The organism is Sphingomonas sp. PP-F2F-G114-C0414, from assembly GCF_003688595.1.
Taxonomy (GTDB): domain Bacteria; phylum Pseudomonadota; class Alphaproteobacteria; order Sphingomonadales; family Sphingomonadaceae; genus Sphingomonas.
Map to the genome: position 1 here is coordinate 81,862 of NZ_RCWT01000017.1, position 18,489 is coordinate 100,350.

21 protein-coding genes are annotated in these 18,489 nt (G+C 67.8%); 1 reads left to right on the forward strand and 20 read right to left on the reverse strand.

Annotated features, from left to right (window positions below; translation table 11 throughout):
- The 18 genes from C8J47_RS18665 to C8J47_RS18750 all read right to left on the reverse strand — a co-directional run bounded on the left by C8J47_RS18665 (position 1) and on the right by C8J47_RS18750 (position 14,724).
- Complete coding sequence (locus C8J47_RS18665; protein WP_121886949.1) at positions 1–375, reverse strand: peptidoglycan endopeptidase; 375 nt, start codon at positions 373–375, stop codon at positions 1–3.
- The gene (locus tag C8J47_RS18670) at positions 372–1,169 is read right to left on the reverse strand and encodes a DUF2163 domain-containing protein (RefSeq protein ID WP_121886950.1); all 798 of its coding nucleotides are present in this window, start codon (positions 1,167–1,169) and stop codon (positions 372–374) included. Before C8J47_RS18670 ends, C8J47_RS18665 begins: the two co-directional genes overlap by 4 nt.
- Before the next feature lie 173 nt (positions 1,170–1,342).
- A complete protein-coding gene (locus tag C8J47_RS18675; protein WP_121886951.1) occupies positions 1,343–3,619 on the reverse strand; it encodes a DUF2460 domain-containing protein in 2,277 nt (758 codons plus the stop codon).
- A 163-nt stretch (positions 3,620–3,782) separates the two neighbouring features.
- Positions 3,783–4,334 carry a tail tape measure protein gene (locus C8J47_RS18680; protein ID WP_183129184.1) on the reverse strand — a complete coding sequence of 184 codons (552 nt, stop codon included), beginning with the start codon at positions 4,332–4,334 and terminating at the stop codon, positions 3,783–3,785.
- Positions 4,324–4,515: a phage tail assembly chaperone gene (locus C8J47_RS18685; RefSeq protein ID WP_121886953.1), complete on the reverse strand. Its 192-nt coding sequence runs from the start codon at positions 4,513–4,515 to the stop codon at positions 4,324–4,326. The genes C8J47_RS18680 and C8J47_RS18685 overlap by 11 nt, the downstream gene beginning before the upstream one ends.
- Complete coding sequence (locus tag C8J47_RS18690; RefSeq protein ID WP_121886954.1) at positions 4,512–4,826, reverse strand: gene transfer agent family protein; 315 nt, start codon at positions 4,824–4,826, stop codon at positions 4,512–4,514. Before C8J47_RS18690 ends, C8J47_RS18685 begins: the two co-directional genes overlap by 4 nt.
- Positions 4,827–4,997: 171 nt before the next feature.
- On the reverse strand, positions 4,998–5,405 hold the full coding sequence (locus tag C8J47_RS18695) for a phage major tail protein, TP901-1 family (protein WP_121886983.1): 408 nt from the start codon (positions 5,403–5,405) through the stop codon (positions 4,998–5,000).
- A 26-nt stretch (positions 5,406–5,431) separates the two neighbouring features.
- Positions 5,432–5,815, reverse strand: a complete 384-nt coding sequence (locus C8J47_RS18700) for a DUF3168 domain-containing protein (protein ID WP_183129182.1) — start codon at positions 5,813–5,815, stop codon at positions 5,432–5,434.
- Complete coding sequence (locus C8J47_RS18705) at positions 5,812–6,360, reverse strand: hypothetical protein (RefSeq protein ID WP_121886956.1); 549 nt, start codon at positions 6,358–6,360, stop codon at positions 5,812–5,814. Before C8J47_RS18705 ends, C8J47_RS18700 begins: the two co-directional genes overlap by 4 nt.
- Positions 6,361–6,528: 168 nt before the next feature.
- Positions 6,529–7,530: a phage major capsid protein gene (locus C8J47_RS18710; RefSeq protein WP_056485257.1), complete on the reverse strand. Its 1,002-nt coding sequence runs from the start codon at positions 7,528–7,530 to the stop codon at positions 6,529–6,531.
- 215 nt (positions 7,531–7,745) lie between these two features.
- The gene (locus tag C8J47_RS18715) at positions 7,746–8,207 is read right to left on the reverse strand and encodes an HK97 family phage prohead protease (protein ID WP_310886147.1); all 462 of its coding nucleotides are present in this window, start codon (positions 8,205–8,207) and stop codon (positions 7,746–7,748) included.
- Complete coding sequence (locus C8J47_RS18720) at positions 8,111–8,416, reverse strand: DUF6127 family protein (RefSeq protein ID WP_183129183.1); 306 nt, start codon at positions 8,414–8,416, stop codon at positions 8,111–8,113. Before C8J47_RS18720 ends, C8J47_RS18715 begins: the two co-directional genes overlap by 97 nt.
- The gene (locus C8J47_RS18725; protein WP_121886958.1) at positions 8,416–9,549 is read right to left on the reverse strand and encodes a phage portal protein; all 1,134 of its coding nucleotides are present in this window, start codon (positions 9,547–9,549) and stop codon (positions 8,416–8,418) included. The genes C8J47_RS18720 and C8J47_RS18725 overlap by 1 nt, the downstream gene beginning before the upstream one ends.
- Before the next feature lie 168 nt (positions 9,550–9,717).
- Entirely contained in the window at positions 9,718–10,998 is a 1,281-nt protein-coding gene (locus C8J47_RS18730) for a DNA-packaging protein (RefSeq protein ID WP_121886984.1), read from the reverse strand.
- A gap of 191 nt (positions 10,999–11,189) precedes the next feature.
- A complete protein-coding gene (locus tag C8J47_RS18735) occupies positions 11,190–11,864 on the reverse strand; it encodes a hypothetical protein (protein WP_147454377.1) in 675 nt (224 codons plus the stop codon).
- Positions 11,865–12,086: 222 nt separating this feature from the next.
- Complete coding sequence (locus C8J47_RS18740) at positions 12,087–12,896, reverse strand: alpha-ketoglutarate-dependent dioxygenase AlkB (protein WP_121886960.1); 810 nt, start codon at positions 12,894–12,896, stop codon at positions 12,087–12,089.
- On the reverse strand, positions 12,889–13,647 hold the full coding sequence (locus C8J47_RS18745; RefSeq protein WP_147454378.1) for a class I SAM-dependent methyltransferase: 759 nt from the start codon (positions 13,645–13,647) through the stop codon (positions 12,889–12,891). Before C8J47_RS18745 ends, C8J47_RS18740 begins: the two co-directional genes overlap by 8 nt.
- Before the next feature lie 201 nt (positions 13,648–13,848).
- The gene (locus tag C8J47_RS18750; RefSeq protein WP_121886962.1) at positions 13,849–14,724 is read right to left on the reverse strand and encodes a 3-hydroxyacyl-CoA dehydrogenase NAD-binding domain-containing protein; all 876 of its coding nucleotides are present in this window, start codon (positions 14,722–14,724) and stop codon (positions 13,849–13,851) included.
- A 152-nt stretch (positions 14,725–14,876) separates the two neighbouring features.
- On the opposite strand from C8J47_RS18750, the gene C8J47_RS18755 reads away from it, so the two are divergent.
- Positions 14,877–15,374: a hypothetical protein gene (locus C8J47_RS18755; RefSeq protein WP_121886963.1), complete on the forward strand. Its 498-nt coding sequence runs from the start codon at positions 14,877–14,879 to the stop codon at positions 15,372–15,374.
- On the opposite strand, the gene C8J47_RS18760 is transcribed toward C8J47_RS18755, so the two are convergent.
- Together C8J47_RS18760 and C8J47_RS18765 are read right to left on the reverse strand one after the other, a co-directional pair.
- The gene (locus C8J47_RS18760) at positions 15,338–16,699 is read right to left on the reverse strand and encodes a S1 family peptidase (protein ID WP_259467663.1); all 1,362 of its coding nucleotides are present in this window, start codon (positions 16,697–16,699) and stop codon (positions 15,338–15,340) included. The two genes, C8J47_RS18755 and C8J47_RS18760, sit on opposite strands and share 37 nt — an antisense overlap.
- A 116-nt stretch (positions 16,700–16,815) precedes the next feature.
- Complete coding sequence (locus C8J47_RS18765; RefSeq protein ID WP_121886965.1) at positions 16,816–18,168, reverse strand: chloride channel protein; 1,353 nt, start codon at positions 18,166–18,168, stop codon at positions 16,816–16,818.
- Between the last annotated feature and the right edge of the window lie 321 nt (positions 18,169–18,489).

Consider the following 18,489-nt stretch of genomic DNA (forward strand, 5'->3'; position numbering starts at 1 on the left):
TCACGTCTCCATCCGCCAGACACCGATCAGGGGCCAGGGCGGCATCCCCGGCCGCTCCACCACGCGCCGCAACCCCGCATCCGCATGCACGAACCCGCCCGCCGTCCTGATCCCGAGATGAAACTGCCCCGGCCCGACCGCCATCAGCAGCACGTCGCCGGCTTCCGCCCCGCCCACGACCTGCACCAGCATCCGGTCGAGCATCGCCACGTCGCCGCCGCGCAGCGCATACCCAGTCGGCACCGCCCCCCGGTGCCCCCCCGCCTGCAACGCCGCCGCCACCAGCCCCACGCAATCAAGCCCGTCCGCGCCCCGCCCGTGCAACCGGAACCGCGTCCCCACCGCGCGCAGCGCCGCCGCCGCAACGACGCTCACGCGCCCGGATACCGCGTGAGCAGGTCGATCCCCGGCAGATGCGGTTCGCCGCGAAAGTTCGCCGCGTTGCCGAACCGCGCGGCACAGGTGGCGAGGCTCTTGTCGCACCCCTCGACCATTTCGACCAACGCGCCCGCCTCGACCACGAAGGTCGGTACGGCTCGGAGCGTCACCGCCGCGCCGTCAGCCGCCGCGATCGCGCTCTCCAGCCCGCCGTTCGCGCCCCCGAACCAGCGCACCAGCCCGCCGCCGAGCCCGGCCGTCGCAAGATCGAGCGTCACCACCGGCCCGACGCACGCCAGCACCCGCGCGAACCTTCGCCGCCCCGCCATCGCCACCCGACAGCGCCGATCGCCCAGCTCGGCGCGACATTCGGGCGACGTCTCCTCGACCACCGGTCGATCCAGCGCCGCGCTGCTCCCCCGCAATTCCGCGGTAAATCCGGTTTCGCCCAGTTCGACCGCCCCGATCAACCCGCTCCCCAGATCGACGCGCGCGACCGGATCGGTCCAGTCGACCGCGAACAGCGCGACGCGCGCGCCATCCCAGCGCCCGGCCAGCAGATCGCGCTCGTCGATCGCCGCACTCGTCAGCGCCCCCGCGACATCCATCGTGTCCGCCTCCAGCCCCGCGGAGCGCTCGATCGCCGACGGCGTCATCCCCGGCGTCGCGCGGTGTACCAGCCCGTCGACCACCAGATCGCGGTCATGCGCGGTCAACCCGATCGCCACCCCATCCCGCCGCTCGATCCGCCAGCACACCGCGATCGTCGCCAGCTCCGCATCCAGAAACATGAAAGTCTCCTCCGAAAGGATACCCTCTCCCCTCCGGGGAGAGGGAGGGGCCCGCGCGCCCTTGCGCGTGGGAGGGTGAGGGGCGTGAGGCACGGGACACAAATCCCAACCACCCCTCACCCTTCCGTCGCCAAGCGGCCCCTCCCTCCCTCTCCCCGCAGGGGAGAGGGAAACTAAGCCTCGCGCACCTCGACCAACGGCACGCTCGCCGCGACTCCCGCCAGGAACGTCGCCCGCGCCACGCTCAACCGATCCTCGGCAAACCGCACCGGCACATCGAACACGAACCCGGCGGTCACCGCCGCGCCGAGGGCAGGCGCCACATCCAGCACCACCCACCCCCCAGCCTCGACCGCGAACGCGTTCGTCCCGACCCCGTCGACGCTCACCGAAACGCTGCCCGCCACCGGCCGCGTGATCCGCCGGGCCGCGCGCTCGTACCATTTCACCAGCGCGAACCGCCGCGCGACGCCGTCCCCGGTCCCGATCGCCTGGCCCCCCGCCACGAAGTCGAACGGATCGCGCAACCGGAACGCGCGCGCCGCGCCCATCCGCGCACGAAAGAACGCGAGCAGCACACCGATATCCGCCTCGCTCCGCAATCCCGGCCCGACATCGTACGCGGTCCGCGCCTCCGCCCAGCCCGCATTGCGCGCCTCCCGCCCGCCCGCACTCGTCAGGATCGCGGTCGAGAATCCCGGCTCGACCTCCGCCTCACGCCCCAGCTCCAACGGGAACAGCACGTCATCGAACGCATCCACAGGCTCGTCCTCCCCAGCAGTATCGAAATGCACGAACCCGTCCCGCATCACCTGCGGCAGCGCCCACAAGAACGTTTCCGCGACCCCACGAGCCCGCGCGACCCCGGCGGCCGCCTCGATCAGCCCCCACTGCACCGCCTGATCCGGTCGCAACACGAACCCCGAAAGATAATGTTGCCTGTCCACCGGATACCCCAGCCGCGCGAACGCCACCGCCACGCCCTCGGCGGACGACGCGGAATCCCCCGCCGTCACCCAGTCGTAATCCTCCAGCTGCAGCACATCGAACGCCGGACTCGCCCACCCAACCGGCATGTTCGCGCGCTTCGCCTCGGGCGCCGCCGCATCCAGCACGGTCGGCAGATACGTCAGCAGATGCGTCACGCACCCCGGCGCCCCCGCCCGCACCGCCGCCACCAGCGCAGCCGTCGACGCCGCCAGGCACACCCCCGCCGCATCCAAAGTCGCGATCCGCGCGGCGTTCTTGACCCCCAGGATGCTGCCGATCGCCACCGGCGCAAACGCCGCCACCGCACTCGCATCATAGAGACACGGCCGCCCGTCGGGCATGATCCACCACCACGGCTCGCCGACCTGGAACTTCGCCGCCAACCCCGCCGCCACCGCAATTCCCATGAACGCCCGCGCGACCGCCTGCAGATACCCCATCGCCCCAGCATGCGCCGGCGACAGCAACGTCGAAGGCGGCTCCCACCCGGTCAGCGCCGGCGAGCCATCGGCCGCCCGCTGCTTCCAGTCGTTCCAGCAATGCGCGTCGAACAGTTCGTAACTCAGCGACCAGATCACGTCGAAGCCGAGCGCCCGCGCGCGTGCGGCGAAGTCCCGGTGCCACGCCGCGCACGCGACGTTCAGCACGCCCCCGGCGGCCGAAACGTAGAACCCGCCGCCAAGCCCCTCGAGCCGGAAATAATGGCTCATCCCGACATAATGCGTGATGCTCCCGCGATACCCGAGATGCAGCGCATTGCGCAGCAACCGTGCCGGCGTCAGATTATAGCTGTCGTCATACCCGCCAGCGATCCGGAACCCGTGCTCCGGCACCACCGCATCGCCGATCGCCAGCACCGACCCCGGCCCCGCGCAGACGAGATCGGTCCACTCGACCCACCCCTCGCGCGGCGCGGCCAGCGGCACGTCGACTTTCGTATAGTCCGGCGGCACCAGCGACACGAACATCCGGTCGATATCCCCCGCCCAAACGGGGGCCGCATCCTCGGGCAGCTCATACCCGCCCACCATCGCCCCGAAATCGAGCGAGACGACCGCATCCTCCGGCGTCCCCACCGCATAATTCCACAACCGCACATACCACGCGCGCGCCACCCCCGCCGCGTCCCGCCCCTCGATCGTCAAAGTCGGCCCATTGATGGCGTCCAACGCCATCACCCCGCTCGAACGCCATCGAAAGCGCAGCCGACAGTCCCGAAAATCCCGCGAAGTCTCGTACTTCAGCAAGGGATGATCGAACCGATCCTCCGCCGCCCAGATCACCCCGGCCAGGTCATCCGCCTTGTAGAAAACCGCATCCACCCGCAGCGAAGCGGGGCCGGTAGTCACGACGGACGCCATCATCGGCCGAGGAAAATCCACCGTCCAGAACCGAGGATCGAACCGAGACACAAGCCCCTCGACCTGCACAGTCCGCCCCGAGCAAAGCCAATGCGCCATAAGATCCTCCAACTTTCCCTCGCCCCTCCGGGGAGAGGGAGGGGCCCGCGCGCCCTTGCGCGTGGGAGGGTGAGGGGCGTGAGGCTAGGAACCCCCGCCCCAAAGCCCCTCACCCTCCCGTCGCCTACGGCTCCTCCTTCCCTCTCCCCATTGGGGAGAGGGACTATTCGCTAGCCAAAGCCGCCTTGACCGCCCGAGCCACCTGCCGGCTCGACTGCGCCAACACCCCAGGCGCGCTGCCACCAGCCGCATTGACGGTTATCGCGACCCTCACCTCCCGAACCCCGCCCCCCGGCACGCCAGCCTCGACCCGTCCGCTGGAGGTAGGCACGAACACCTCCGCCCCCCGCTCCCCCACGACATACGCCCGCCCCGGAGACACCGGCCCGCCGGTCGCCCGCCCAGGCAACCCGCCAACCAGCCCGGCCAGCGCCCCACTCAAACCCCCACCACTCAACACCGACTGCACCCCAGCCTTCAAAGCCGCCGAAGCAATCGCATCCAGCGCCGACAGAGCGACCCCCTTCAACTCCTCGAACCCCAATTTCCCCGACCGCACCGCGCGCAACAGCCCCGCCTCGACCCGCAGCGCAGCCCGCTCCGCCCCAGCGCCGAGCACTCCCTCCAACTCCCCCCGCATCGCCTCGACGTCACGCGAGAACCCGGTCGTATCCGCCCGCACGCTCACCAGCGCCGCATCAAGATCATCCATCAGGAAAAGCCCCCCTCAACCGCGCGATCGTCGAAGCATCGGGCGGCGTTTGCACGTCCCCCACCAAAGCCCCGACAACCCCCGCCAATTCCGCCGGCGTAGCCCGCCAGAACACCTCCGGCGCCCACCCCAGCACCGCCCCCGCGAACCCCGCGAGCCGCGCCGCGCTCTCGGAAAACGTCACTTCCCCGCCAGGATCTGCCGCAACAGCCCCCGCAAGACCGGCGTCACCGCCGCCAGCCCCGCCTCGACCACAGCCTCCCCCAGCCGCTCCCGCGTAACCCCCTCGGGACACTCGCGCAGGCAATGCCAGAACAGCCCCACCATCTCCCCGATCCCGAGCTTCCCGTCGGCCGCGCGCTCCACCAGCGCAAACAAAGGCCCCAACTCGCTTTCGGCCGCGACCAAAGCCGCAAAGCTAGGCCGAAGAACAAGCATCTCCCCCCCAACCCGAAGAGACCCCTCCCCCCGAACCGAATTCGCCAAATCACCCATGAGAATTCTCCAAGATTCCCTCGCCCCTCCGGGGAGAGGGAGGGGCCCGCGCGCCCTTGCGCGTGGGAGGGAGAGGGGAGTGAGGCACGGAACCCCCGCCCCAAAACCCCTCACCCTCCCGTCGCCAAGCGGCTCCTCCTTCCCTCTCCCCAGCGGGGCGAGGGAAAGCCGCTAACCCACAACAACAGCCCCGGAACTCTCCAGGCTCAGCGTGTAAGACCGCTCCCCATTGAAATCCCCGGCATAGTCCAGCCGCGACACCAGGAACTTCCCCGTCATCGTATCGCCCCCCTCGAACGCCAGCCGATAATCATCGAGCACACCGGTCAGCGCGCTACCTTTCACCCGCAACTCGGCGACAGACCCGGTAAACACCCCCGCCCCCGACACGGACACACTCCGAACCCCAGCCCCCGACAGCAACTGCCGCCACCCGCCAGAGTCCTTCGTCGTGACGACGATAGCCTCCCCATTCACCGACATCTGCGTCGTCCGCAGCCCCGCCACGGTCGCATAGACCACCGGCACCGCCCCGTTCCCCACCTTCAGCAGGAACGCACTCCCCTTCTCCACCGCCATGTCCGTCTCCCCCAAAACCGTTCCACTCAGCTCTCGCGGTACATCCGCACCACAAACTCCGACGTCCCCCGCCACCGATCCCCGACCCGCAGCACCCGAGACCGCACCAGCGCCAGCCGCACCACCCGCCACCCCTCACCAAGATCGGGCGGCAGCGCCTCCAACCCCTCCTCCGCCACCGCCAGCAGAGCCCGCGCCCGAACCGGCCGCTCCCCCCCATCGAACAGCGTCAGCAGAACGCGCCCCTCGCGTCCGACCCAGGTCTTCGTGCTCCAGTCCGACAGAACGGGCTCGTCGACCACCGCATAAGGCAGCCCCCCGCGCACCGGCGGCGCATCGAACACGCTCACATCCAGCACAGCGTTCAGCCGAGCCACGACCGCCGCCTGCAAGACCACCCGCGCACTCACGAATGCACCTCGAGGCCCAACCGCATCCGCCGATAAGGCCGCCACAAAGCCGCCACCGCCGCCGGCGGCGCGACATCGCTCTCCCGGTGATCGAACAGATGCGCGACCAGCATAGCCACCCCCTGCGCGATCGGCGCCGGCACCGCCTCGAAACTCAAGGCCAGCCCAGCCGAATACGCCACCGCCACCCGCCCGGCCGATCCCGCGGCAAGAACCCGAACCCACCCGACCCCATCCGCATCGATATCGACCGCATACGCCCCGACCGCCAACACGAACGGCGCCCCCTCGCCAGGCAACCCGGTCAGCCCGGAAATCACGGTAACGGGCGCGACCAGCAACCGCCGCCACCCCGCCGCACTGGTCACCACATCCTCGAACGGCCGCACGATCACCGCCGCCCCCAGAAAAGCCTCCCCCAGCAGCAAAGCCGTCGACGCCAACCGCGCCAGCACGACATCCTCCCCGCTCTCCACCCGCAACAAAGCCCTAGCCGCGACGACCACCTCAGCGATCACCCCGGCAGAAATCGCCGACCCACCCATGGAACTTCTCCTGTTTCCTTCGCCCCTCCGGGGAGAGGGAGGGGCCCGCGCGCCCTTGCGCGTGGGAGGGAGAGGGGAGTGAGGCTAAGGACGTGAATCCCAACCACCCCTCACCCTCCCGTCGCAAGTGCTCCTCCTTCCCTCTCCCCGACGGGGAGAGGGACGATCTCAAGCCACCGAGAACTTCATCAGCTTGATCGCCTCGGAGTTCGTCACGCATCCACCAACCCGCTTGGTCGCGTAGAAGTTCACGAAAGGCTTGTTCGAATACGGATCGCGCAGGATCCCCGTCTCGGTCCGCTCGGCGATGATGTAGCCTGCGCGGAAATTCCCGAACGCGATCGCCAGCGCATTCGCCGCGATATCCGGCATGTCCTCGGCCTCCACCACCGGATACCCGAGCAGCGTAGCCGGCACCCCAGCCGCCAGCGAAGGCGCCCAGACGAACGCCCCATCCGTCGTCTTGAACTTCCGTATCCGCGCCAGAGTCGCCGCGTTCATGACAAAGCTAGCCCCCTGCCGATAAGGCCCGCGCAAAGACTGAACCAGATCGATCAACCGCTCCTGCGGGTTCGCCGAGAAGTCCCCAGCCGTCCCGCTAGCCAGATACTGCAAGGTCCCGAAAGCCCGAACCCCATCCGCGGTCGCCGCAGTAGCCGACGTCAGAAACCCCTTCGGCCGCGACACACCCGACCCGGACACGAACGCCGCCCCCTCGGCCTTCGCGAACTCCATCGCGATCTCGCCCGCCAGCCACTCCTCGACATCGAAAGCGGCGTCATCCAGCATCGCCTGGCTAGCCGAAGGATTGGCATACAGCTCCCCCGTAGGCGGCGCGATCTCGACGAACACCGGCGAAGCGGTCTCCGGCCGAGCCGCATTCTCCGCCGCCCAACCGGAAGGCGTACCGCCCGTGGTGACGAGCTTGCGATACCCAGCCGAACCCACCTTCACCACATTGGCGATCGACCGGATCGGCGACACCGCCTTCAGCAACGTATCGATCTGAGCATCGATCTCCCGCGGCACCGCAAACCCGCCGGCATCCCCCGTCACCCCGGTAAACGCCTTCATCTCCAGCGTAGCGCCAGTCCGAACGAACCCCGCAAACGCCGCATTCTGCGCCAAGGGGGAAGCCCCCGCCAAAACCGGCCGGTCAACAACACTCATGTCCATCTCCTCGCGTGAAACGAAAAAAGGCGCCCCGCAGGACGCCTCATGAAACTAAAATTCCCTCGCCCCTCCGGGGAGAGGGAGGGGCCCGCACGCGCTTGCGTGTGGGAGGGTGAGGGGAGTGAGGCACGGAACACCCGCCCCAACTCCCCCTCACCCTTCCGTCGCAAGGGCTCCTCCCTCGCTCTCCCGACAGGGAGAGGGAAACGCCGCTACGGCACCACCTCGACCCGAGCCAAAACCTGCATAGGCACCGCCACCAGACTAACCTCGACCAGGTCCACCGAAAGCAACTCCCGCCGCACCCCCTGCCGCACAGACGTCGCCCGATACCCGACAGACAACCCAGCCACCGCCCCAGCCCGCACCAGCCGAGCCAGCTCCGGGTCCGCAACCACCCCCTCGACCCGCAACCCCCGCGCATCCTCCGAAACGACGGACAGAGACCCAACCGCCCCCCCACGATGCTGCCACAACAAAGGCACCACCCCAGCCCCGGCAAAAGCCCCCCGCCGCATCACATCCCCCGCCCGATCGACAACATCGAACACCGCCGCATACCCGGCAAACGCCACACTCACTTCAACCACGCGGCAAACCCCAGCTTGACCGCCAGCCCCGCCAGCATCAGCGCCATCGCCAACCGAGCGATCCACCCAACCACCGCTTTCCACACCGACCGCTTCGCATCCCGCCAAGCCGCCAGCAGCTCGCGCAACTCCGCCACATCCTCCCGAGCCCGCTCGTCGCTCAACGCCACCCGCGCCAAGGCCCGAGCCGCCCCCAGCTCCCCCGCCTCCTCCACGATCGCCCGCAGCGTCACCAGGTCGACACCGCGCTCAGCCCCCTGCCGCATCAACTGCGCCAAAACCGCCCCATCCATCACACCACCTCCTGAATTTCCAAGAGCGCCCGCTTCTCAGCATCGCTAAGAAAGCCAGCCCCGCTCACCATCCCCCAAAGCCGCTCGCGATCCTCCGCCAGCGCCGGCACCCGGTCGAGATCGACCGAGATCGCCGCCCCCTCGAACCACCCGGCCAGCCCCTGCGCGATCCCGCCCAGCACCGCGGTCGCCAGCGGCAAGATCGCCAGCCGCCAAAGCGCCCGGTTCGCCTCCCGGTAATTCGCGTACGAATTGTCCCCCGGCAGCCCGAGCAGCATCGGCGGCACCCCGAACGCCAGCGCGATCTCCCGCGCCGCCGCCGCCTTGGTCCCGACGAAATCCATGTCGGCGGGCGACAAGCTCAACGCCTGCCACCTCAGCCCCCCCTCCAGCAGCATCGGCCGCCCCGCATTCCCCGCCCCCGAGAACGACGCCTCCAGCTCGCCCCGCAACCGCTCGAACTGCTCGGTCGACAGCGTCGCGCCGTCCTTGGGATCGTACATCAGCGCCCCCGAAGGCCGCGCCGCGTTATCGAGCAAAGCCTTGTTCCACCGCGCCGCCGCATTGTGGATGGCCACCGCCCCCGAAGCCGCCCCCAGGCACCCCAGCCCATAATGATCATCGACCGGATTGAAGCTCTTCAGGTGGATCACCTCGGGCCGAACCGGATCCGCATGCAGCCGCGCCACCCGCTCCCCGACCCGGTACCGATAAGCCGCCGGCCACCCACTGGCATCCGGCTCGACCGTCACCCGCTCGGGCCGCAGCGCATAGAGCTCCGCCGCCCCGCCCTCGACGTCGCGCATTACCTGCACATACGCATTGCCGTGCAGCATCAGGTGCGCCGCCACCGTCTCGATCAGCGTCTGCACGCCCGACCGCACCGTCGCCAACGCCAGCAACGCCGGATCCGACGCGACGATCGGCGCGCTCCCCAGCCCCTCCACCACCAGCTTGACCGCCCGCTGCGCTATCGGATTATCCAGATACGCCTCGCGCACCTGCGCCTCGTAACTCCGCGGCCACTCGCCAAACGCCGAGCCCCCGATCGCGCCCCCGAATCCGGCCGCCGAAGACCGAGACAACACCGGCCGCGACTCATCGCGCCCGGATTTCCACCCGAACAATTTCATGATGTTCTCCTGAATTTCCCTCGCCCCTCCGGGGAGAGGGAGGGGCCCGCGCGCCCTTGCGCGTGGGAGGGAGAGGGGAATGAGGCTAGGAACACCCGCCCCAAAGCCCCTCACCCTCCCGTCGCAAGCGCTCCTCCTTCCCTCTCCCCGACAGGGAGAGGGCCAAACCTAAAGCACCCGCACCGAAACCCGCGCCCGCGGCCCCAGCATCACCTCCGTCATCGCCCAAACCAGCGCATCGGCCCGATCCGGCGACCGCCCCGGCCCCTCATACCCCCCGCCAGCGATCAGCCCGCAAAGCTCGTCCTCCAGCGCCGGAAAAGCCCCCACATGCCAAGCCCGCCCGGACTCATACAAAGCCGCCACCGGCTCCGCCCGCGCCACCTTCCCAAGCGACGCATGCACCAGCTTCACCGGCATCGCCCGGTCCGCGCCGGAGAGAACGCTCCCCACCATAGTCCCCCCCTGGTTGGCCTCCGCAATCACCCGATCCGCCCCATGCCGCGCCGCGCACTCGGCCACCGCCCGAGCCCACCCCTCGGGAGACGCCCCGGAAACGCTCGCATCCTCCAGCACATACGCAAACCCGTTATCCCCCAGCGCCACCACCACGATCCCACAAGCATCCCCAGGCCCCCCCGACACACTCCCGGCCGGAGGATCCACCCCAACGACAACCCGCACGACGGCAGGCGCAAAAGCCACCCGCCGGGACTCCACCAGCTCCCGAGTCCAAAGCGCCCCCACGACATCCTCGATCAGCTCGCCGTCCAGCTCCTGCCGCCCCAACCGCGTCCCCGCATAGGACGCGGTCATCGACTCCACGAAGCTCACCGGCAGATGCACATTATCCCGCGTCCGCCCCTGAGACCGCACCACCCCCGGCAGCGCCAATATCCGCCGCAGCAACGCCACCGGCTTAGGCGTCGTCGTCACCACGATCCGCGGCAGCGTCCCCAGCCTCAGCCCCATCATCAGATTATCCCACGTCGCATTCCCGTTGCGCCACTTGGCGACCTCATCGCACCACGCCACATGATGCTCCGGCCCGCGCAACCCCTCCGGCGCCTCCGCCGAATACGCCGAAGCCAAAGCCCCATTGGCAAACCGCAACTCCCCCAAGCCAGCCCGCCAAACCGGATCCTCGTCATCGCGCGCGACGGCGAGCAACCCGCTCTCCCCCTCGATCATCACCCGCCGCACATCGTCGACGGTCGCCCCGACCAGCGCGATCCGCGCCCCCGGATTGTCGCGCGCCACCTGGCTCACCCACTCCGCCCCGGCGCGCGTCTTGCCGAACCCGCGTCCCGCCAGGATCACCCAGATCCGCCAGTCATCGGCTGTATTCTCCGCCCCCCGGTCGGCCAGATGCTGCCCGGGATGCGCCCAGCGTTCCCAGCGATCGTGCAGCTCATAGCGCTCGGCGGCGCTCAGCGACCCGATCAGCATCGCCCGTTGCGCCGCCGGCAGCACCGCCAGTTCGGCGATCACGTCGCGCGCGCCATCCGACTCCCCACATGGCTCCCCGCATGATGTCGCGCGGGGTTCCGCGTCTGATGTGTCCGAGGGGGCTGCGTCCGGCGAATGCGGCGGCGCCTCCGTCTCGTCGGGGCCGACCGGATCGCCGCATCGATCGTCGGTCACGCCTCACCGCCCTGCGCCGATGCGCGCAGTCGGCGTGCCAGCGAATCGAGTTTCTTCGCGATCGAGGCATCGGTTTCCGCCTGTGTCGCGCGCCGGTGCGGCTTGCGCCCGCGCCCGCGCTGACCACCGCTGCCGAGGCCGCCAGCCGCGCGACGCGCCAGCAAGGCCAGCGCCACCTGCACCGCCTGCATGCCCGCAAGCGGAACCAGCCGCGTCGCCGACTCGATGCTTGCAACGATGTCGGACCTGGGGCCGAACCCGCCCCCGAACCCACCGCCTACATCGGTGCCGACGCCGGCATCGATATCATCCTGGATGTCGACGCCCTCTTCGTCGTGTAGCGCAGCGCCCGTTCCCTCGCGCAGGGCCGTCGCCTCGTGCAGCCCCGCGATTGCGGCGGCCAGCAGCCCCTCCTCGAGCCGCTCGTACCCGCTCGTCAGCGCCTCCGCCCACTGCGCCGCGAACAGCGGATCACGCCGCTTGAGCTCGCTGGCGCTATGTCGGTTCATGCCCACCGCGGCTGACGACGAGGTCACGTTGCACGTCATCGACAGCGCGATGAGAAACCTCTTCCGCTTGGCCGGCGTCCACCCGTTGGGCCGAACCCTCCGGACCTGCACGACCCGGTGGCTCCCGCCCGTCACCACCGTATAGGTCTGCTTGACTGCCACCCCCACCCGCTTCGCCATACCGCCTGCCCTCCCCCAACCCGTCGCCGTCGTTGCCAACCCACGCGCAACTGGCCGAACACGAAAAGCCGGCAACGCCAAGGCTCTCACCCCGATCGTCCCGGCTCTCGTCATTCGGACCAACCGGCCCGACTCGTAATTCTTCAACGTTCCCGTTATGTACCAAACGAGCGCGACGCTGTCAAGAAAATTAGCCTAATTGGCTCAAGAACAACTCAGCCGTGCGCTTGCACCTTTTATAGGATGTCTCGGTGGCTCACTGCGGTCATCCATGATGCTGCGAAAAGTCAGATTGAACCGCGAGCCATTAACGTTTGCGCGCTTTGGCACCGCATGCTTCCAGTTTCGCTGAAGCGCACCACGCATGACCAGCAGCGTTCCATGCTTGAGCGGGATCGTGATTTTTTGTTTATGATCACCATTGTGGCGGAGTTGGAAGTCCCGGGTCGCGCCGAAGTTTGCCGACGCAATAATTGGGTCCACGCCTAATTCCTTCTCGTCGTCAGCGTGCCAACTCAGGCTGTCTTTACCGTCGCGATACCAGTTCAGAAGGACGCTGTTGAACGCGGTGCCGACCAATTCCTCGATGCGCCCCTTGAGATGGAGCAGGCCGTCATTCCAGGGGTTTGGTTCCGATTTGATACCGGAATAGGTATAGGCAGCCCCCGGATCGCCGTACCAGGCCGTCAGCCGCGGTAGGGCGATCGATTTGCCGTAGAGCTTCAGGCTGTCCTGCTTCCAGCGGATGTTCGTGAAACCGATTTGATCTAGCGCATCGCCCGGTACGGTACGCCAGTCGATCGAGCGCCAGTCTCCGCGTGCATTCTCCTGTAGATAGGCAAATGTGCGGTCGCTCCATGCTTTGCTGAAGAAATGCTCCGCGTAGAAGAATTCGCCTCCTGGCACCGTGACGTCGAAGCCGCTCCACCGTTCGTTCCACGATGCATCGAAGCCATCCTCCGTAGGGAGGACGAATGGAACCGCCTGGGTCGCTGGCGCAAACAGATCAGCCATCTTCAATCTCCAACTGGCACAGCCATACCACGCCCTTGGACTGACTGGGATTGTCGCACGTGAAGTTTTTCAGTGTCGACTGTTGAATAGTTAGGTCAAAGGGCATGGACTGATTGTCAAATGCCGCCCTGACGCGTTCGATCTGCGGCGTTCCGCCATTAAACGTGCGATCATGGCTTGTCGAAATGATCGTGTGCGCCCCCGGCCGCATCGTCTTCGCCAGCAATTTCAGCGGATCGAAGCCGAGCACGTCCAGAGAGTTGGAGAAGACGTGCAGGGTCTCACCCGCATGACTATCGGGAACGTCACTCTCACTCAGCGCATCGAAGCGCTTGCAGACAATAGTCACCGTCGCATTCGGGGCAATGCGCCGATACAGCGCTTCCGCCCGAGCCAATGCCACGGCGGACGGCTCGATCAGGAGGATATCCCGCACCGCGCCGAACAAGCGACCTTGGGTAAGGTCTTTCAGTAGAAGTCCGGCCAGTCCTTGCCCGCACCCGTAATCGATTAATACAGTTGGTTGCTTGACGTCACCCAGGAGGGGGCCCACCTTTTTCCATTGGCTTTCGATCATGAGTCCGTAAGTATACAGATACTGATCAAGCTTATCGGCGGTATCGATTACGACATGACCGGACTTAAGGGTGTCCTTCAAGCCATTGTCGACCATGAATTCGTGTCTAAACCACGAAAAATTAATGTCGCTGTCCGCCGCACCGCTAATTACGCCAATCGCTCTATCTGACATATCCGCCCCTGAATTTTGACCATTACTCACCCCCGCACAATCTTCGCCAACACATCGTGGTTGGCAAAGACACTGGTCGGGCAAGCACCGGTCTCAGGGAAGAAATGCAGAATGTGAACGCCTACTGGGTCCATTTCCGATCGACGGAGACCTGTCTGGAAACTTCACGGCCCAGACACCAGCTAGCGCAGCGCTCCCCCCTCACCGCGTAGGCACGGGCTCCGCGCCCGAATAATCATAAAACCCGCGCTTCGTCTTCCGCCCGAACCACCCGGCCTCGACATATTTCACCAGCACCGGCGCCGGTCGGAACTTCGGATCGCCCGTCCCCTCGAACAGCACGCGCGTGATTTCCAGGCACGTATCCAGCCCGATGAAATCGGCCAGCGTCAGCGGCCCCATCGGATGGTTCAGCCCGAGCTGGCACGCCAGATCGATATCGCGCACGCTCGCCACGCCTTCGCCGAGCGCGAAGCACGCCTCGTTGATCATCGGCATCAGCACGCGGTTGACGATGAAGCCCGGCGCGTCGTTGGCATGCACCACCTGCTTGCCGAGCTTTTCCGCAAATGACTCGACCGCCGCCACCGTCGCGTCCGACGTCGCGAGGCCGCGGATCAGCTCGATTGGCCGCATCACCGGCACGGGATTGAAGAAATGCACCCCCATGAACCGCGCCGGATTGGGCGCTGCCTGTGCGAGGCGTGTGATCGGGATCGACGACGTGTTCGATGCCAGGATCGCGTCCGGGCCGAGCACCTTGCCGACCTCGGCGAAGATCGCGCGCTTGACGCCCTCGCGCTCGGTCGCCGCCTCGACCACGATCGCACAGTCGCCCATGTCCGCCACGCTCGCGACCGGTTCGATCAGCGCGAGCGTCGCATCGCGCGCCTCGTCCGCGATCTTCTCCTTCTCGACCAGCCGGCCGAGCGCCTTGGCAATCCCCGCCTTGCCCTTCCCGGCCGCGTCCAGCGACACGTCGGCCAGCAGCACGCGGTATCCCGCCTGTGCCGACACCTGCGCGATCCCCGCACCCATCTGCCCCGCGCCGATCACGCCTATTGTCTGCCCAGCCATATCCGTCTCCACCGTTCGTTTGTGCCGTTGTTTGCGCCGGTCCTACCGGCTTTTGCGCGCACCACCAGTCCCGATCGCCCTCTGATGCCCCCCGATGGCACCAGCACGGGTGCGGTGCGTTGTCGGGCCACTATTGTCAGGAACATACCATCATGATCGCTACCATCGCCGAACTCGACCGCGTCCGCGACGACTGCAAACGCCTCGTCACGACGCGCTCGATGCTCTCGGCGGGCGCCGCGGTGGTGCCGATCCCCGGCGCCGATCTGGTCGCGGATATCGGCCTGCTGACCAAGCTGCTGCCGCAGATCAGCAACCGCTTCGGGCTCGATCACGATCAGGTGCAGAAACTCGAGCCGCATCTCGCGCAGCAGGCGCTGGTGATGGCGTCGAGTCTCGGCAACACGATGATCGGCCGGATGGTGACGAAACGGATCGTCGCCTCCTTGCTGCGCCGGATCGCGACGCGTGTCGCCGCCGGCTCGATCGCCAAGTTCGTGCCGTTCGCGGGCTCGGCGGTCGCCGCGACGATCAGCTTCGGCGCGATGAAGCTGATCGGCAATGCGCATGTCGAGGATTGCTACAAGACCGCGCGCGCGCTGCTCCCCGCCGATCAGCGCGCGGTGTCGGCGACCGTGGGCAAAGGCTGAACCATGAGAGGCGCCGCCGCGGGCTGATGGACCAGCGTCCACCCCGGCGGCAGGTAGTCGATCGACATGTAATAATAGAACAGGCACGTCCCGTTCTTGGCATACGTCCCGCCCTTGACGATCCCGAGCGCGGTCGTCCCCTCGAACACCGGCGCGCCGCTGTCTCCCCCCCGGCAAGTCGGCCCCTCCACCGCCACCCAGGTCGGCAGGCACGCGCCGCCGCACAGGTCGCCCGCGGGGGCGAAATCGACCATCGCGATCAGCGCGCAACTATAGCCGGTTCGCTCGCCGCGATGACAGACGAAGTCGCCCGCGCGCGTGCTAGTACGATAGCGCCAAGTGACGACCGGGCGCGCCAGCGTCTTGGCGGTATCGGCATAGAATAACGGCCCGAGCGGACCGCGCGCGACGTTCACCTGCACGTCCTGATAGCCCCACCCCCATTGCCCGACATAGTCGAGCGGCCATTCGTGCCGTTCCGCATCGACATAGGCGAGCGTGTCCGGACAATGCGCCGCGGTCACCACGCCGTAGCGCGTGCCATCGGTCACGGTGAACCCGGTCGTGCACGCGTAACGCTTGCCATCCACCTTGCCGATGACGCGCGCGCCACCCCGGATCGGTTCGCTCGCGATCGCGCCAACGGTCGAGTCGGGCAAAGGCGCAGGACCGCCGATCTGCTCGGCCATCGTCGTTGCCTGCTGGTCGAGCACCTCGATCCGGATGGGCACCCCGGTCAGCGCCGCGATCCGCGCGCGCAGCGTGCCGCCGCGGTCCAGATCGGCATCGCCCGACGAGATCACCACGACCAGCTCGCCCGTCCGCTGGTCGACACCCATGCCGGGCGGATGCGGCAGCGACTGGCGGATCGTCGCCTGATATTTGGACAGCGCAGCGAGCAGTGCCACCCGCGTCGCGCCCGCGCCGGTACGGAAGACGATCGGCACGACGATCCCGCCCGCCGCGATCATGCGATCGGACACGGGATCGGTGCCGGTCAGCAGCACGACGATCCGATAGTCCGGCTGGTGCTCGATCGCGACGCCCGCCCAGCGATCCGCGAACGCCGTCCGCAGCGCATCGGTCGTCGCCACGCTCTCCGCCTGCGCGCGCAACCGGTGCATCGCGGTATCGAGCGGCACGCCGAACCGCTGCGCATAGACCGCCGCGTCCTGCATCGCCGCGTCGACCGGCAATTGCACGCCCGGCGCGGCTGGCGTGACCGGTGCGCCTTGCACAACTGGCGCGGCGGCCTGCGTAGACGGCGCCGCGGCCTGTTCAGCCGCCGCGGGCGTCCCGATCAGCGAAAGCGCCGCGCAGGCCACCACCTGCCCTATCCAACTCCTGACCATGCGCGACGTGATTCCAGATTTCGAGCTTCGGATGCGCGCCTAGACCGTGCGGTCTGAACCGGCGCTGTCGGTCCCCGACGGCGCGGCGCTCAGCGCCCGCGATCGTCGGGGTCGGCAGTCGGACCTTCATGCCCTGCAACCGCCACTGCAACCCCGTCCTTGCGCAAAAATCCTGCCGACAGTACATGATACAGCCGCTCCTTCGACACCGCCTGCGCGACGAAATCGGCGATCAGCGCGGAAGCGACCAGCGGCATCATCAGCCCGCGGCTCGCGGTCGTCTCGGAGATGATGATCACCGCGGTCAGCGGTGCGCGGACCACGCCGGTGAAATACGCGACCATCCCCAGCAGCACGATCGCGCCGGGCGGATAATCGGGGAAGATGCTGCGGAGCATGTCGCCGATCCCGGCCCCGACCGACAGCGACGGCGCGAAGATCCCGCCCGGCATGCCCGACACCGCGGTCGCCAGCGTCGTGACGAACTTCGCCGCGCCGAACCAGTGCGGCACGTCGCCACCAGTAATGATTCCGCGCGCCGCGCCGTATCCGGTGCCCCAGGTCAGCCCGCTCGCGACGCCGATAATCGCCACGATCAGCCCGAGCCCGCCGGCGAACAGCGTCGGATGCGCGCGCAGCCACGCCACCGGCGCCAGCCGCGTCCGCCCGGTCGCGATCACCGACCGCGAGAACAGCGCCCCCGCCAGGCCCCCCAATATACCCGCGACCGGCGCCGCGAGCAGCGTCTCGCGGACGTTCAGCGTCTGCCGCATCACCCCGAAATACACATAGTCCCCCGACAGCCCGAGACTGACCATTCCCGCGATCAGCACCGCGGTCATCACCAGCAGCGTCATCCGCTGTTCGTACGCGGCGGCCAGTTCCTCGATCGCGAAGGCGACCCCGGCGAGTGGCGTGTTGAACGCCGCGGCGACGCCCGCCGCGCCACCGGCGATGAACACCGACGCACGCAATGGGATCGCCATCACGCGGTGTGCGTAACCCATGATCGACGCGGCGACCTGCACCGTCGGCCCCTCGCGCCCGGTCGAGGCGCCGACGAACAGCGTCCCGATCGTCAGCACCAGCTTGACGATGACCGTCTTCGCGGAGACCAGCCCGGTCATCGCATGATCGGGATCGCGCGTCGCCGCCATGACCTGCGGGATGCCCGATCCGCGCGCCGCCGGGGCGACCCGCAGCGTGATCCACGCGATCGCTGCATAGCCCACGGGCGTCATCAGCAGCGGCGCCCACCACCAGCGCGCGACGATGTCGGTGAACGCCTCGCCCGCACGATCCGCTGCCGCCGCGAACCCGAGCGCGACGATACCGATCATGATCGCCCCGCCGAGGATCGCAACGCGCCGCCGCCAGACGAGCGCACTCGGCGCATGCCGCTGCAACAGGATCCGCACGCGCGTTTTGGTCATGCGTGCCATGGCCGGGCCCTCACCGATTCCGCGCCGAACTCGGTGACCGACGTTGCGACTGACGCGGGAGCAGGCGCGGGAACCGGGCTATCGACGGCGATCATACTGGTCATGCGGCGGCTTATGCCCCGCATAATCCAGCACGTCACCCTTACGATCCGAAACGACACGCCGACCCGATTGCCGCAAGCAGCAACGCTCGGAGCGACCGCACGATGAGGATATCCATGTCGCTTTCGCCCACATCCGGACGTTCAGGCTGGCGATCCGGGCGCCCAATAACGGCCATTCGTTAAGCGCGATCTCGAAAGGGAGGATTTTTCTGGGTGT